This is a genomic window from Kitasatospora sp. NPDC088783, from assembly GCF_044750705.1.
GTDB lineage: Bacteria > Actinomycetota > Actinomycetes > Streptomycetales > Streptomycetaceae > Kitasatospora > Kitasatospora fiedleri.
Map to the genome: position 1 here is coordinate 450,693 of NZ_JBIVKJ010000003.1, position 14,834 is coordinate 465,526.

General features: G+C 72.5%; 13 protein-coding genes. 5 read left to right on the top strand and 8 right to left on the bottom strand.

What is annotated here, in order from left to right:
- Window positions 1-118 precede the first annotated feature (118 nt).
- Complete coding sequence (locus ACIP60_RS10515; protein WP_400682163.1) at window positions 119-787, top strand: hemolysin III family protein; 669 nt, start codon at window positions 119-121, stop codon at window positions 785-787.
- Between the two features lie 28 nt (window positions 788-815).
- Here the strand turns inward: ACIP60_RS10515 and ACIP60_RS10520 are convergent, their stop codons facing one another.
- Both ACIP60_RS10520 and ACIP60_RS10525 read right to left on the bottom strand, forming a co-directional pair.
- Window positions 816-1,085 carry a hypothetical protein gene (locus ACIP60_RS10520; protein ID WP_400682164.1) on the bottom strand — a complete coding sequence of 90 codons (270 nt, stop codon included), beginning with the start codon at window positions 1,083-1,085 and terminating at the stop codon, window positions 816-818.
- A gap of 264 nt (window positions 1,086-1,349) precedes the next feature.
- Window positions 1,350-2,282: an NADP-dependent oxidoreductase gene (locus tag ACIP60_RS10525; RefSeq protein ID WP_400682677.1), complete on the bottom strand. Its 933-nt coding sequence runs from the start codon at window positions 2,280-2,282 to the stop codon at window positions 1,350-1,352.
- Window positions 2,283-2,475: 193 nt separating this feature from the next.
- Here ACIP60_RS10525 and ACIP60_RS10530 point away from each other — a divergent pair, with 193 nt between their 5' ends.
- Entirely contained in the window at window positions 2,476-3,477 is a 1,002-nt protein-coding gene (locus ACIP60_RS10530) for a GlxA family transcriptional regulator (RefSeq protein ID WP_400682166.1), read from the top strand.
- A 129-nt stretch (window positions 3,478-3,606) separates the two neighbouring features.
- Here ACIP60_RS10530 and ACIP60_RS10535 read toward each other — a convergent pair whose 3' ends face one another.
- Window positions 3,607-4,497, bottom strand: a complete 891-nt coding sequence (locus ACIP60_RS10535) for a hypothetical protein (RefSeq protein ID WP_400682168.1) — start codon at window positions 4,495-4,497, stop codon at window positions 3,607-3,609.
- An 11-nt stretch (window positions 4,498-4,508) separates the two neighbouring features.
- On the bottom strand, window positions 4,509-5,153 hold the full coding sequence (locus tag ACIP60_RS10540) for a papain-like cysteine protease family protein (protein WP_111557037.1): 645 nt from the start codon (window positions 5,151-5,153) through the stop codon (window positions 4,509-4,511).
- Window positions 5,154-5,395: 242 nt separating this feature from the next.
- Here ACIP60_RS10540 and ACIP60_RS10545 point away from each other — a divergent pair, with 242 nt between their 5' ends.
- On the top strand, window positions 5,396-6,328 hold the full coding sequence (locus tag ACIP60_RS10545; RefSeq protein WP_100836564.1) for a hypothetical protein: 933 nt from the start codon (window positions 5,396-5,398) through the stop codon (window positions 6,326-6,328).
- Window positions 6,329-6,382: 54 nt separating this feature from the next.
- Here the strand turns inward: ACIP60_RS10545 and ACIP60_RS10550 are convergent, their stop codons facing one another.
- Window positions 6,383-7,234 (bottom strand): GNAT family N-acetyltransferase, encoded by an 852-nt coding sequence (locus ACIP60_RS10550; protein ID WP_400682169.1) that lies wholly within the window; start codon window positions 7,232-7,234, stop codon window positions 6,383-6,385.
- A gap of 46 nt (window positions 7,235-7,280) precedes the next feature.
- A complete protein-coding gene (locus ACIP60_RS10555; protein ID WP_400682170.1) occupies window positions 7,281-7,658 on the bottom strand; it encodes an ArsR/SmtB family transcription factor in 378 nt (125 codons plus the stop codon).
- A gap of 158 nt (window positions 7,659-7,816) precedes the next feature.
- Here ACIP60_RS10555 and ACIP60_RS10560 point away from each other — a divergent pair, with 158 nt between their 5' ends.
- Window positions 7,817-8,125, top strand: coding sequence for a putative quinol monooxygenase (locus ACIP60_RS10560; RefSeq protein WP_111557041.1), 309 nt, complete (start codon window positions 7,817-7,819; stop codon window positions 8,123-8,125).
- A 16-nt stretch (window positions 8,126-8,141) separates the two neighbouring features.
- On the opposite strand, the gene ACIP60_RS10565 is transcribed toward ACIP60_RS10560, so the two are convergent.
- The gene (locus ACIP60_RS10565) at window positions 8,142-10,175 is read right to left on the bottom strand and encodes a thioredoxin domain-containing protein (protein WP_400682171.1); all 2,034 of its coding nucleotides are present in this window, start codon (window positions 10,173-10,175) and stop codon (window positions 8,142-8,144) included.
- 358 nt (window positions 10,176-10,533) lie between these two features.
- Between ACIP60_RS10565 and ACIP60_RS10570 the strand changes: the two genes are divergently transcribed.
- Window positions 10,534-10,818 carry an AAA family ATPase gene (locus ACIP60_RS10570; protein ID WP_400682680.1) on the top strand — a complete coding sequence of 95 codons (285 nt, stop codon included), beginning with the start codon at window positions 10,534-10,536 and terminating at the stop codon, window positions 10,816-10,818.
- Between the two features lie 173 nt (window positions 10,819-10,991).
- On the opposite strand, the gene ACIP60_RS10575 is transcribed toward ACIP60_RS10570, so the two are convergent.
- Entirely contained in the window at window positions 10,992-14,438 is a 3,447-nt protein-coding gene (locus ACIP60_RS10575; RefSeq protein WP_400682172.1) for an AAA domain-containing protein, read from the bottom strand.
- Between the last annotated feature and the right edge of the window lie 396 nt (window positions 14,439-14,834).

A 14,834-nucleotide genomic window follows, 5' to 3' on the forward strand; every position in this document is an offset into this window, starting at 1 on the left:
CCGGAACTGCTCCTCGAATGCCCCGGGGAGACCTTGATCACTCGGCCTCAATGCTCCAGAACGTACAAGAGTGAGGATCGCCACTTCACTACGCGCCAGTAACCTACGGTTCCGTAAGATGCTGTCCATGACCGCGGAAGCGCTGGAGCTCATGAAGCCCAAGTGGCGTGGCTGGCTGCACGCCGGAATGTTCCCGGCCGCCCTGGCCGCCGGAATCGTGTTGATCTGCCTGGCCGACTCGACGGCGGCGCGGGTCGCCTGCGTCGTCTACTCGGTGAGCGCCTGGATGCTGTTCGGGGTGAGCGCGCTCTACCACCGCTTCACCTGGGGGCCGCGCGGCGAGGCGGTGCTGCGCCGGCTCGACCACGCCAACATCTTCCTGATCATCGCCGGGACGTACACCCCGTTCACCATGCTGCTGCTGGACGGCGCGCGACAGCAGGTGCTGCTGTGGCTGGTGTGGGGCGGGGCGCTGGCCGGGATCGCGTTCCGGGTGTTCTGGGTCGGCGCGCCGCGCTGGCTGTACACCCCGTGCTACGTGGCCCTCGGCTGGGCGGCGGTGTTCTTCCTGCCGGACTTCCTGCACAGGGGCGGCGCGGCCGTGCTGACCCTGATCGTCGTCGGCGGCGTGCTCTACACGGTCGGCGGCGTGGTCTACGGCCTCAAGCGGCCGAACCCGTCACCGCGCTGGTTCGGCTTCCACGAGGTCTTCCACGCCCTCACCCTGGGCGCGTTCATCGTGCAGTACGTGGGGGTCTCGCTGGTGGCGTACACCGTCACCTCCTGACCCCCGCTCCCCGCGGCGCTCCGGCAGCTCAGTACCTCACCGGCTGGGCCCTGCCCTCCAGCCGCTCCCGGGCCCGACGGCAGCGCTCGCAGTGCGCCGCGTCGGGCCCTTCGCCCGCCGTGCGCCGGTGGGCCCGGCCGCGGAAGCGGTGCGCGACCCAGGCCATCACCGCCAGCACCTCGATCGCGGAGACGCCCCAGACCAGGCGGGCCCCGCCGATCAGGTACCCGGCGATGACGGCCAGCGCGGCCAGCACACCGACCACGCCGCTCCAGAACCGCGCCGCACCGTACTCCATCGGCAAACCTCCCGCCGGCCGACAGGTCTTCTGACAGGTCGTCAGAGAACTTCCCACCTACAGTGACACGTTCGGCACGCTGCGAGGGCGAACAGGGGATCAACAACGCGTCAATTCCAGAGGTGGGAATCGCGCAGGAAGGCGTTCCGGTGGGCGCGTTCCGGTCGGTGCGGTCCGGTCGGCGGGGGCGGAGATCGGCGGGGCCGCAGGTCGGTGGGGGCGGAGATCGGCGGGCCGGCGGGCGAGCGGGAGTCCGCCGGCGGCTCAGTCGGCCAGCAGCACCAGCTTCCCGGTGACCCGCCCGCCGTCGCCCACCTCGTGCGCCTTCGCCGCCTCCGCCAGCGGGAACGTCCCGGCGATCTCGGCCCGCAGCAGGCCGCGCTCGGCGAGGTCCGCGACGCCCGCCATGCCCGCATGGTCGGCCTCCACCAGCAGCATCGCGGTCCGCACCCCGAGCCGCTCCGCCGCCGCGGCCAGGCCCTCGGCCGGGAACGGCAGGATCGACACCAGCAGCCCGCCCCGGCGCAGCGTGCGCAGCGAGCGCACCTGGTAGTCGCCGCCGATGGTGTCCAGCACGACGTCAACGTCGCGCACCGCCTCGGCGAAGTCGGTCTCCCGGTAGTCGACCGGCTCGTCCACCCCGATCCGGCGCAGGAAGTCGTGCTTGCCCGCGCTGGCCGTCCCGATCACGTACGCGCCGCGGGCCTTGGCGATCTGCACCGCCAGGTGCCCGACCCCGCCGGCCGCGGCGTGCACCAGCACCCGGTCCCCGGCCCGGACCTGCGCGGTGTCGACCAGCGCCTGCCAGGCCGTCAGCGCGGCCAGCGGCAGCGCCCCCGCCTGCACCGCGTCCACCGAGGCGGGCCGGCGGACGAACGCCCGGGCCGGGCCGGTCACGTACTCGGCGTGCGAGCCGGCGCCGTGCGGGTACGGCAGCATGCCGAACACCTCGTCGCCCGGCGCGAACAGCGTGACGCCGAGGCCGACCGCCTCCACCGTGCCCGCCACGTCCCAGCCGAGGACGAACGGCGGTTCGCCGAGGAAGAGGCCGCTCGCCCGGTGCTTCCAGTCGGTCGGGTTCAGCCCCGCCGCCCGCACCCGGACCAGCACTTCGCTCGTCCCCGGCCGCGGGCGAGGCAGCTCCACCACGCGCAGCACCTCGGGGCCGCCGAGGACGTCCTGGCTGACCGCGCGCATCGTGCCGCCGCCGTCCTGCTGTGTTTCGTGCGCCTCGTGCGCCTCGTGCGCCTCATGCGCCTGGTGGGTCGAGTCGGTCCGGTGGGTCTGGTTCGTCGTCATGCCTTTCAGCCTGGCGGGCGCGCGGCCCGGCCGGGAGTGGCAAGATGGTCACTGTCCGATGGGATCACGCCAGCCCGCCAGGAGGCACACCTTGGCCACCGCCCCGCCGTCCGGAGCCCTGTCCGGAGCCCCGGCCGCGTCCGCGCCCGCCCCGCACCGGGTCGCCGTGCTCGCCCTCGACGGCGTGTACCCCTTCGAACTCGGCATCCCGCAGCGGGTGTTCGGCAGCACCGACGGCCTCTACCGGCTGTCCACCTGCACCGTCGACGGCCGCCCGGTCCGCACGAACGCGGACTTCGCGGTCGCGCCCGACCACGGCCCCGAGATCCTCGCCACCGCCGACACCGTCGTCGTCCCGCCGTACGGGCCCGTCCCCGAGAGCGCCGCGCTCGACCCCGCCACCGCTGCCGCGCTCGCCCTGGTCCGGCCCGGCACCCGGCTGATCTCCATCTGCACCGGCGCCTTCGTGCTCGCCGCCGCCGGGCTGCTCGACGGCCGCCCCGCCACCACCCACTGGGCCCTGGCCGACCGGTTCCGCGCGCTCTTCCCGCGGGTGCGGCTCGATCCGGACGTGCTGTTCGTCGACGACGGCGACGTCCTCACCTCGGCGGGCGCCGCGTCCGGCGTCGACCTCTTCCTGCACGTCCTGCGCAACGACCACGGCACCGCCGCCGCCAACCGGGCCGCCCGGATCTGCGTCGTCCCGCCCTGGCGCGACGGCGGCCAGGCCCAGTACGTCGAGCACCCCGTCCCCACCGTCGGCAGCACCGGCACCGCCCCCACCCGCGCGTGGGCCCTCGCCCGGCTGCACCGCCCCCTCACCCTGGCCGAACTCGCCGCCCACGCCAGCATGAGCACCCGCACCTTCGCCCGCCGCTTCCAGGAGGAGACCGGCCAGAGCCCCGGCCGCTGGCTCACCCAGCAGCGCATCGCCCTGGCCCGCCACCTCCTCGAAGCCAGCGACCTGACCATCGAACAGATCGCCACCCGGGTCGGCTTCGCCAACCCCGTCTCGCTGCGCCAGCACCTGCACAGCGCGATCGGCGTCTCCCCCCTCGCCTACCGGCGCACCTTCGCCGGGGCCACTCCCTGACAAGCCGGTGCCCGCCGTTCCCGCCGGCCCCTCGGTGCGGGGACGGCGGGAACGGCGGGCGGGCTCTGCCAGTGCGTGCGTCCAGTGCCTTCGTCCAGTGCCTTCGTTCAGGGCGTTCGTTCAGTGCGTTCAGTACGTGATGCGGGCCGTCCTGCGCCGCCGCAGGCCCAGCCCGGCGCCGGTCAGGACGGTCAGCCCGAGCGCGGCGCCGGCGGTGAGCAGCGGTGCCGTCCGGTCCGGCGCGGCGCTCGCCGTCCTGGTGCCGCTCCCGGCGTTCCCGGCGCTCCCGGTGGCCTCGGTGGCCTCGGTGGCGAAGCCGCCCGCCTTGCCGGCGGCGTCGTACCCGGAGCCGGGCAGCTTGTCGCCGTAGCGCTGCTGGACGAGGCGCTGGTAGGCGGCGACGGTGCTGCCGTGCGCGCCGACCGAGCGGCTCGCCTCGTCGTCGAGCGGCAGGACGCGGCCGTCCTTGAGCTCGTACCAGGCGTCGAGCTGGGGTTCGCGGAAGGCGGTGCCGCCGTCCGCCGCGGCCTCGGCCGCGTAGTCGCCCTCGTCGCTGCCGGAGGCGATGTTGACGACCCGCCAGCCGCTGTCCTGCCGGGCGGCCCAGACCGAGGCGCGCTGTCCGTCCGCGGCGACGGCCGTCGTCGCGGTGAACTCGACCTCGGCGACCGGGGCCCCGGCGCGGCCGGAGACGAACCCGGCGGAGAGGGTGTAGACGGGCACGGTGTCGCCGGTGAGCCGTGGTGCGGCGGCGGTCGCGGCCCGGGCCTCGTCGGCGGCGCTGATCCCGAGCCGCTGGGTGGGCGGCACGCCCTTGCGGGCGAAGAAGTGCCCGAGCTGGTCGAGCACGGCCGGTGCCCCGGTCGCGCCGCGGGCGGCGGCGAGGTCGCCGGTGCCGAGCGCGGCGGGGGCTCCGGCGGGGGTGTCGGCGGCGTGCGCCGGGGCGGCGGCGAGGCCGAGGGCGAGGGCCGCGGTGATCGCGGCGGCGGCGCGGGCGGTACGGACGCGGTGGCTGTTCATGGCGGGGCTCCTCACGCGCCGATCCGGTACAGGGAGTGGGTCCAGGAGAAGGAGCCGTTGCTCACGTAGTAGGTGTAGTCGCCCCAGTTGTAGCGGTAGTTGGACGGCCAGGGGTCGCCCCAGTACAGCCAGTTGTTGCTGAGGTCGTAGCCGTAGAGGACGTTCATGTGGCCGCCGCCGGAGCTCCACTGGATCCGGGTCTCGACGGGCCGGCCGGCGTCGATCTCGCCCTGCACGGTGGCGTAGCGCAGGTAGCCGTTGACGTACGAGCCGGTGCTGATGCCGATCCGGTACAGCGCGTTCTGCACCTCGGCCAGGCTGGCCTGGTTGTTGGGGCAGGTGGAGTTGACGGAGCGTCCGAAGGCGAGGTTGCAGAACTGGTTCTGGCTGTAGGTGTAGCCGTAGTACGTGGCGATGGTGTTGCCGCCGGCCGCCCAGCACCAGTTGCTCTGCTGCTGGGACTGCATGGTGAGGTTGAGGATGCGCGAGGTGCCGGCCAGTGCCGGGGCCTGGGGCGCGGCGGGGGCGGCGGCCGTGGTGGGGGCGGCAGCCGCCTGGGCGGGGGCGGCGGTGGCGGCCGCGCCCAGCACCGGGGCGAGGACGCCCAGGGCGAGTGCGGCGGCCGTCCGGCGCAGCCGGATCGGGAGGTGTGGCATGGGGGTTCGGCCTCCTGGCAGGGGCGAGGAGTGGATGTGGGGGGCGGCGTCCGGACGGCGCTGGACGAGCATCCGGCCGAGCCGGTGCGCGGGTCAACGGCCTTCTCCCGTACGGCGGTCGGGGTGTGAACGGGCCCGGTGGCGGTGTGAACGCGGCGGCCCTGGGCAGCGCGGATATCTGCCGGGCCGATGACAAGGCGGGCCGGAGGTGTGAATATTCACGGTCAATCGAGGAGGTGGCCATGCAGCAGCCGTCCGCACCGTCCGACCTGGCCCTCGCCCTGCGCACCGGACCGTTCCACCTCGCGCTGCGGGCCGCGATCGCCGCCCGCGGCCTGGCCCTGCACCGGCTGCGCGAGCGGCTCGCGCAGCGCGGCGTGCGGGTCGGGGTGACCAGCCTCAGCTACTGGCAGCAGGGGCTGCGGCGCCCCGAGCGGGCCGAGTCGCTGCGGGCCGTCGCGGCGCTGGAGGAGGTGCTGGAGCTCCCCGAGCACTCGCTGACCCGGCTGCTCGGCCCGCGCCGCAGCACCCCCGACCCGACCGGCCCGGCGGTCCGCCCCTACCGGGACCTGATCAGCCCCGCCGAGGCCGTCGACGGCCTGCTCGCCGTGCTGTCCGGACCGCCCGACACCGGCCTGCACACCATCACCCACATCGAGCGGATCAGGGTCGGCCCGGACCGCCGGCTGCTGCGCCGCGACTCCCAGCACGTGCTGCGCGCGCACCGCGACGGCATCGACCGCTACCTGGCGATCTACCAGGGCGACCCGGGCTGCGACATCGAACGCGTCCGGGTCCGGGCCGAGGAGAACTGCCGCCCCGGCCGGATCCGCCGCGACCCCGCCGCGCACATGCTGGTCGCCGAACTCCTCCTCGACCGCCGCCTGCGCACCGGCGACACCCACCTGCTCGGCTACGGCTTCGACGAGGCCCCGTCCACCGGGCCCAGCCGCGAGTACGTCCGCGGTTTCAACGCGGGCGCCGGCCAGTACGTCCTCCAGGTCACCTTCGACCCGGCCGCCCTGCCCGTCCGCTGCGACCGCTTCACCCGGCCCACCCCCGGCCGGTCCCCGCTGGAGACCGAGGAGTTGACCCTCGACGGCCACCACTGTGCGCACCTGGTGGCCGCCGACCTGCCGCCCTGCCTGCTCGGCCTGCGCTGGGACTGGGAGTGACGGCCGCGCCGGGGCCCGGGCGCGGCGGCCCGCTCCCCGGCGCTGGAAACGGCCTCAGCGGAAGACGACGTGCACCGCGTCCCCGACCGGGACGTAGCCGATGCGCCGGTAGATCGCGTTGCTGGTGGGGTTGGCGAGATCGGTGTAGAGCAGCACCTCCGCGGCGCCGCCGGCCCGCGCGTGGGTGGAGGCCGCCGCCGTCAGGGCGCTCGCGTAGCCGTGGCCGCGCCGCTCCGGCGGGGTGTAGACCGGGCCGATCCGGGACATCCCGGCGACGGCCGGGCTGGCTCCGGCGAGGGAGGTGACGTGGGCGTCGGCGTCCTCCCAGACCAGCAGGGCGCCGACCGCGATCCGCTGGTCGGCGTCGGCCTGCACGTCACCGGGGACGTTCACCCCGGCCTCGGCGGCGAACGCGGCGAGCCACCGGGCGACCAGCTCCCGCTCCGCCGGGGCGGCGAGCCGGGCCCGACCGGCCGGCGGAGCGGGCGGGGGCGTCAACTCGCCCAGCCGGTACAGCCGTTCGTTGGAGCCGACGGCCCAGCCGCGGCCGGTGAGCCGCTCCAGCTCGCGGGCGAAGGCGAACACCGTCTCGCGCCCGCCGCCCGCGTCGTCCGGCCGCTCGTCGCCGGCCGCGAGCAGTCGGGCGAGTTCCTCGGCGGCGGCGGTGCCCATCCGCCCGAGGCGCTGCCCGTACGGCGGGGTGCGCAGGGTGGCGCCGGTGACGGTGCCGTCCGGCTCCCGCCACCAGCCGTAGCGCGGCGCGGCTTCGCCGTAGACGTGCGGGCCGTCCCGGTCGACGCGGTCGAGGATGGTGAGCAGCACGGTGTTCTCGGCGGGATCGGCCGCGAGGAACGCCCCGGCCGCGGCGCGGAATTCGTCCAGTGACGTGGTGAGTGTCCAGCCCATGCCGCATCCTCTCCCGGTGCCGCCGCCCACGGCCATCGCTTATCCGCTATCCGCCGTTCCCGTCCCGCTTTTCGCCCCGCTTCCCGTCCCGCTTTTCGTCCCGCCCGGCGGTCTCCCCCTCAGCGGTGAGCAGCGCGAGCAGCCCGGGGAAGCGCTGTTCGAGGTCGGTGCGGCGCAGGGTCGCGGCGCGGCTGTTGCCCCGGTCGACCTGGCGGATCAGGCCGGCCTCGCGCAGGGCGCGGAAGTGGTGGGTGACGGTGGCCTTGCTGACCGGGAGGGCGAAGGAACTGCAGGTGCGGGCGGTGTCGGCGGGGGCGAGGGCGAGTTCGCGGACGACGCGCCGCCGCAGCGGGTCGGCCAGCGCGGACAGCACCGCGCCGAGTTCGATCTCGTCCGTCTCCGGGTGTCCCTCGCGGTCGGGCACCGTCCACCACCTTCCAGGTAAGGCTTGCATCGTACCTCTCCCGCCCGCTAGCGTCCCCCAGGTACGAAAAATCTCTTACCTCCCACCTCCCACCTCCCACCTCCCGCCTCCCGCCTCCCGCCTTCCGTCTTCTACCTTCCACCTTTCGGAGGATCCCCGTGGCGCAGCCCTTCACCCTGGTCGGCACCGCCCGCCCGAAGCCCGAACGCGTCGACGAGCTGCGGGAGTTGCTGCTCTCCTTCGTCGAGCCGACCCGCGCCGAGGAGGGCTGCCTGGAGTACCACTTCCACGAGAAGCGGGACGAGCCCGGCGTGTTCGTCTTCTACGAGGCCTGGCGCACCGAGGCCGACCTGGCGGCCCACCTGGCGCTCCCGCACCTGCGCGCGTTCCAGGAGCGCCGGATGGACTACCTGGCCGAGGACCTGACCGTCCACTTCCTCACCATGCACAGCCCGTACGGGAGTTGACACCCCCTCCCCGGCCTCAGCCGCGCAGCCGCTCCTCCAGCTCGGCGACCTCCGCAGTCGGGCGCTCGCAGGCGAAGTGCCGGCACACGTACGCGGCGGCCCGGCCGTCCAGCAGCGGGCGGTCGGCGAGCAGCGGCACCTCGGTGTCGCCGGGTTCGCCGACCGCGACGGCCGCGCCGGGCGCGGTGGAGCGCAGCGCGGCCAGGTGCAGCGCGGCCCGGCCGGGGTCGCCGGCGGGGCCGACCACGGCGACCTCGCGCGGGCCGTCGAGCAGCGCCTCCGCGACGGCGAGGCCCCAGCCGGTGAACCGGGGGGCGCGGGTGCCGAGCGTGGAGACGATGCCCAACGCCCGTTCGGCGGCGGTGCGGTGGCGGGCCGAACCGGTGTACGCGGCGTACGTGAGCAGGGCGCCGGCCGCGGCGGTCCAGCCGGACGGGGTGGCGTTGTCGGTGGGGTCCTGCGGGCGGCGGATCAGCCGCTCGGCGTCGTCGGCGGTGTCGTACAGCGCGCCGGACGCCTCGTCGGTGAAGTGCAGCAGCACCAGGTCGAGGAGTTCCCCGGCGAGTTGCAGCCAGGACGTCTCGCCGGTGACCGCGTACAGCGCGAGGAAGCCCTCGGCGGTGTCCGCGTAGTCCTCCAGCACGCCCGCGTTGGCCCCGGCCCGGCCGTCCCGCGAGGTGCGCAGCAGCCGCCCCTCGGACGTGAGGTGGACGGCGATCAGCAGGTCGGCGGCCCGCTCGGCGGCCTCGACCAGGTCCGGGCGCTCCAGCAGCGCGCCGGCCTCGGCGAGCGCGGCGATCGCCAGGCCGTTCCAGGCCGCCACCACCTTGTCGTCCCGCGCGGGGGCGGGGCGCCGCGCCCGGGCCTCGAACAGCTTCGCCCGGATCTCCCCGTACTTCTCCCCGTCCTCCGGGTCCCTGAGCAGCTGGAGCACCGAACTGCCGTGCTCGAACGTCCCGGTGACGTCGAACAGCTCCACCGCGAGGGCGGCGTCCGCCTCGCCCAGCACCTGCTCCAGCTGCTCCGGCGTCCACGCGTAGTACGCGCCCTCGGCGGTCTTCCCGCTCGCCGCGTCCAGCGAGTCGGCGTCCAGCGCGGAGGCGAACCCGCCCTCGGGGGTGCGCAGTTCACGCAGCAGGAAGTCGGCGGTCTCCAGCACGACCCGGCGGGCCCGCGGCTCGCCGGTGGCCCGCCACAGGTGCAGGTAGACCCGCAGCAGCAGCGCGTTGTCGTACAGCATCTTCTCGAAGTGCGGCACCGTCCAGGTCGCGTCCACCGCGTACCGGGCGAACCCGCCGCCCAACTGGTCGTAGATCCCGCCGCGCGCCATCGCCTCGCAGCTGCGCTCCACCATCTGCAGCGCCGCCTCGGACCCGGTCCGCGCGTGGTGCCGCAGCAGGAACTCCAGCACCATCGACGGCGGGAACTTCGGCGCCCCGCCGAACCCGCCCCGCCGCTCGTCGAACGACCGCGCCAACTCCACCACCGCCTGGTGCAGTTCCCCCTCCCCGGGCACCCGCGCCACCCCGCTGCCCACCGCGTACACCGAGGCCCGCTCCGCCAGGTCCCGACTGATCCGCCCGGCCACCTCCCCGACCTCGTCCCGCCGCCCCGTCCACGCCTTGTCCACCCCCTCCAGCACCTGCCGGAACGAGGGCATCCCGTGCCGCGGCTCCGGCGGGAAGTACGTCCCGAAGTAGAACGGCTCCTTCCCCGGCGTCAGGAACACCGTCATCGGCCACCCGCCCTGCCCCGTCGCCGCCTGCACCGCCTCCATGTACACCGCGTCGACGTCCGGCCGCTCCTCCCGGTCGACCTTCACCGCCACGAACCGCTCGTTCAGGTACGCCGCCGTCGCCTCGTCCTCGAACGACTCGTGCGCCATCACGTGACACCAGTGGCACGCCGCGTACCCCACCGAGAGGAGGATGGGTACGTCCCGCCTTGCCGCTTCTGACATCGCCTCCTCGCCCCACTCCCACCAGTCCACAGGATTGGTGGCGTGTTGCTGGAGATAGGGGGACTGGGCATGCACCAGTCGATTCACCATGGGGGAAGTATCCCAGCCCTCCAGCCCGCCGCGCGGACCGATTGGCCAACACGCCGAGGATCTGCCCGCCACAGCCTGTGTCGACGCTTCACAACAGCCCAGCTTCAGAGCATCGATCGACCCGCCGCCACCCAGGCATCGCGACACGCGTGACGCGGGTACCAGCCGCAGCCGGCCCGTGCCATGAGGCTGTCAGGCAGGCCGCTCTGCAAGCCAGTCAGGGCTGGGCAATCGTCCCGAAGGGTCACACGGCGGTCGCTACGAGGCTACTGTCTTGGCCCAAGTGCGCGCCCTGACAGGAGCGATCGTGAGCGCAAGTCAGCCAGAGTCTTCCGAACAGCCACAGACCGTACCGAAGGTGCACCCGCCCAGGGTCACGAGGACGGACGTCAAGAACTTCCGTTTTCTGCGGGACGTCAGCATCGCCTTCGACAAGGACGTCACAGTCTGTGTGGGTCGGAACAACACCGGGAAGACGTCACTGGCGGAGGTGCTGAGCAGGTTCCTCCGTCCTGGCGACATCAGGCTCCGTGTAGAGGACTTCTCCACAGAGGCCTACTCGGAGTTCCCCCGAGGAAGCTCTCAAGACCATGGAGGAATGGGTCGGTCCGACCAACGTCGTTGCGGTCGGCTACTCCCCTGACGGCGTGCCTCGGATCGACCGTCCGGGCGATGCCAGTCCAGGAGCCTCCCGATGAGAGCCTTCTTCCCGAAGCCCGAAGGGGGAAGGCCGTCGGCCGACAGACGACGGGCGCTACAGCCCCGGACGGCGTGTCCGGATACAGGGCCTGCCGAGGGCGAGCACGAGCCTGTCGGCTACAGCGATGGCTGCTTTCCGAGGTATTCGGTCTCCTCCGGGCGCAGAGCCTTGCGTCTGTTGCAGCCGACGGTGCCGGCGGTGCCGTCGGGTTTGGTCACGGCAATGCGTGTGGGACAGGCCCAGACGAAGTAGCGCTGGGCCGGGTGGTTGGCCGTATGCGATGACCTTGCGGGGCGCTGCTTGGACGGGATCGTGTACTTGCGCAGCTCAGCCTGGTCTCCGTGGTCGGGGCAGACGGGTGGGTGGAGCAAGAGTTCGGCGTTCTCGTGGTCGAGGATGTGACGAGCGAAGCGGCGCCCCCGGAACGGAACCATGATCTCGCGCCGACCCTGCCCGCCGGGCGCGTGGGACAAGGTGTTGAGGCTACCGAGGAAACAGAGTTGCTCGTCGATCACCAGGATCTTCTGGTGCATGTCCTTGATCTCCACCACCGTGTCGGCCACCGCCTTGAGTTCCGGCAGTCGGCGGGCGGCGTCGGCCGCGGTGTCCGGCTTCGCCAGTTGGCCCTGCAGCAGGCTGTCGCTCTGGTTAGTGACGAAGAGGTGGATCCGCACACCGCGGCGGCGTGCGTCGTGAAGGTGTGGGAGCACCTCCCACATCCGCTTGGTGTACCAAGGTGACCAGAGCCAAATGCTGTGGCGGGCCTGGTCAATGGCGTCAAGGGCGTCGGGGTAGTAAGTGTCCTCGTCGTGAATGGCGGTGTACCGAACGTGGCCTTCGAAGGCCCGCCAGATCTCCTGCTGCAGTGAGTTCAACCCCGGCGACTCAGCAGCCGGCAGGCCGAGGAGCTGATCGGAACGGACTCCGCGAACCAGTGCCTCGGGCTCCGTTCTTGCCATGTCCCGTAGCTGGGCCAGGACCGTCCCGTTCGCCGCTCTGGCGACGGCGTCCCAGGCCGCGAGCACGTAGACACGCTGACGAGCCCGCGTCGCACCCACGTTGAAGAGTCTGGCCCCGTCCCTCGGGTACGACCGCGCGTCCTTGAAGTCACCGACAGCTGCCCATCCCGCAAGTACACCGTCCTCCACCAGATCAAGGATGACCACGTCGAACTCCCGGCCCTGGAACCGGTGCGCGGTACCCACCTCCACCTCGGGGGTCCGGAAGAGGCGACCCTGGTCGTGGAGCCAGTCGTGCGTCACTTGGGCCTGCAGTTTGTACGGCGTGACGATGCCGACGCTCTCGCCCTCATCGTGGTGGCGCTCGGCCAGCGCGGTGGCCAGCAGACTGCCGGCCACCCACCAGCGGCCCTTCTCACCCGGCACCCGCCTCGCGGAAGCGATTCCGTCGTCTTCCTCGCCGAGCCCATCGGTCGTGACCAGGATGATCTCCGGGTCGAGAGCCCGGTCCCGCACCGGGCGGGCCGACCTGAGCATGCCGCCGTAGACGATCCGGTTGACCAGATCGGTGGTGTCGGGTCCGAACCGGTGCGTGGTGAGCAGCGCCGCGCAGCCAGGGTGCGCCAACGCGTCGGCGGGCGTGCGGATGCCCACCAGCTCGAAGCAGTCCGTGCGAATCCACCGCTCCAGCTCTGGCTGCTTCGGCACGCGCTTGGGCATGACCGGGCCGAGCTGGCAGAAATCGCCGAACAGGACGACGGTTTCCTGGGCCTTGGCGACCGCGACGATCAGTTCGGGCAGCAGCGCGGCCCCGGCCTCATCGACCAGGACAACGTCATATGGCCCTTCGGCCACGGTTCGGTTGAGCCGGAGCCGAGCGAGCGTGGTGGCGACCACGTTCGCACCGCGGATCAGCTCGGGCTCGGCTTGGGAGCGTCGGCGTGCCAACTCCCGCACGAGCCGCTCGTGTTCGCGCTCCAGCTCACCTTGTCTGGCCAGCAGTCCAGCGCAGGAGGCCTGCAGTTCCCGAAGCCGGACAGTCAGCTGGGGAAGGCCAGCGTTGTCGGAGACGGCCACCAGATCGGCGTCCCCGGGCTGAGGGTGGTGATCCTGCTGGGCTGCACGCAGCAGGTGTCCGGCGGTCCGCGCCGTCCGCCGGGCGAGAGCGAGCTCTTGGTTCACCTCGGCCTGGTCGGCAGCGGTCGAATCGACCAACGCCAGTTGCAGGCGCAGCGCGGTGTCATCGACAGGATGGGCCGCCGCCCGTGCCTGAGCGATGTGGCGGCGCAGCACGTCGTGGTGGGCGGCGTAGGTCTCGGCGGCTTGGACGACCCGCTGGTGGAGGGCGTCACGGCGTCGGCTCTGCTCGGCTCGTTCGCGCTGGATCTCGGCACGCCGCCGCCTGCCCCGCAAGCGACTTCGTCCGTCGAGTTCGCGTTGCTCCGTGTCCAGAGCGGCAAGAGCGGCTTCGGCGTCGAGCAGGGCCGCCCTCAATTGCTGCTGGCTCTGCTCGCCCTTCCCGATCTCGGCCCGCCACTGCGCCACCTGTTCCAGCAGAGCCCGTTGAGGTGCCCAACTTTCCCAGCGCCTCAGCGCCTCCCGGTGCTCGACGGCAGCCTGCTCACTCCGGGATCGGGCGCCGGCCTCGCCCATTTCGGCCGCCTCCAGTTCGGTGGCGAGGCGCTCCACCAGGCGGCCGTGGGCAAGGCGTCCCTTTGCTCGCTCGTACGTGTCGGGATCAAAGCCGGAGAGTCGGGCCTCCGTATCGCGCAGTTCGGCCAGCTCGGGTTCGCCTGCCAGGGCAGCGAGTTGCTCGGCGACGCCTTCCACCGCTCGCTCGGCTTCCACCACCTTGGCGCGCACCAGCAGGGGTAGCGAGACGCGCGGGTCCTCGGCCACGTGGCGGAGCGCGGGAGAACCGACTCGGACCATCAGACCAGGTGGCAGCGAGGAGCGATCCTTGAGCACCCCCTCCAATGCGTTGTCCACCGCCACGTTGGTGCCGGAAACCAGCAGAACCCGCTTGCCCCGCAGAGCCAGGTCGCTCAACGCCCGGGTCAGCACAGTCGTCTTACCAGTCCCAGGTGGTCCCCAGACCAACCGCAGGCCTGGCGAGGTGCAGGCCAGGTACGCCTGTGCCTGGCCGTCCTTCAGCACACCGTCGCAGGCCGAGGCATCCGACGGTGCGACCGCGTCGATCCGGCCCCCGATCAGTCGCTCCGTGAGTCCGTTGACCGGTAGGGCCGCCAACGCCTCGCGCAGCGAGCGCACCAGGAAGTCGGGCGGTCGCCGCACCGCCCACAACGACATTCCGCTCCGGGGTGCGTGGGTCGCCACCTGGAGTCGCACCCGCTCCGACTCGACTCGCCAGCCGAGTACGGTGAAGGACCGCCCCCGCTGATCGTCGGGCCCGGCCCCAGTGGCCAGCCGCATGTCCTGGAGGTCGTCGGGGTCGATCCGGCTCGCATAGGTGGGAAGTCCGTACCAGCCGTCCTCCAGATAGTGGACGTCCCCGACCTTCGTGTGCCTGGGAGACTCCGCACGGCCACCGGAACGGCCCTCGCCGGCCAGCACCTCGTCCACGGCCTGGATCAACTGCTCCATCCACTGCGCCAATGTTCCCCCACCTGGCCCACCTGGATACGACAACGCCATGCGCGGAAATCATCCTACGCCGGCCGCTCCACGTGTGCGCTTTTTATACAAATCACCACACGCCACTACGACGAGGGGTGCGCACGGGCGCGATCAGCAATGCGGCCAGAAAACGCCTTGTCCCCCACCTCTGATCGATCGCCACTGGGCCACGGGCACACGGCCCTCAGCCACGTGGATCCAGCCTCCGTACATGACTCGGTCGAGGACCTTCTCGAAAGCATGCCAATCTGCCTGATACCCACACGCGTCACACCGGTTCGGATTGAAGCTGCGGCCCCGCTGCCATGCCAGCCGGTCCCTCAGCTGCTCACGGAGACCGGTTTCGCTGCCGGACACCGACAG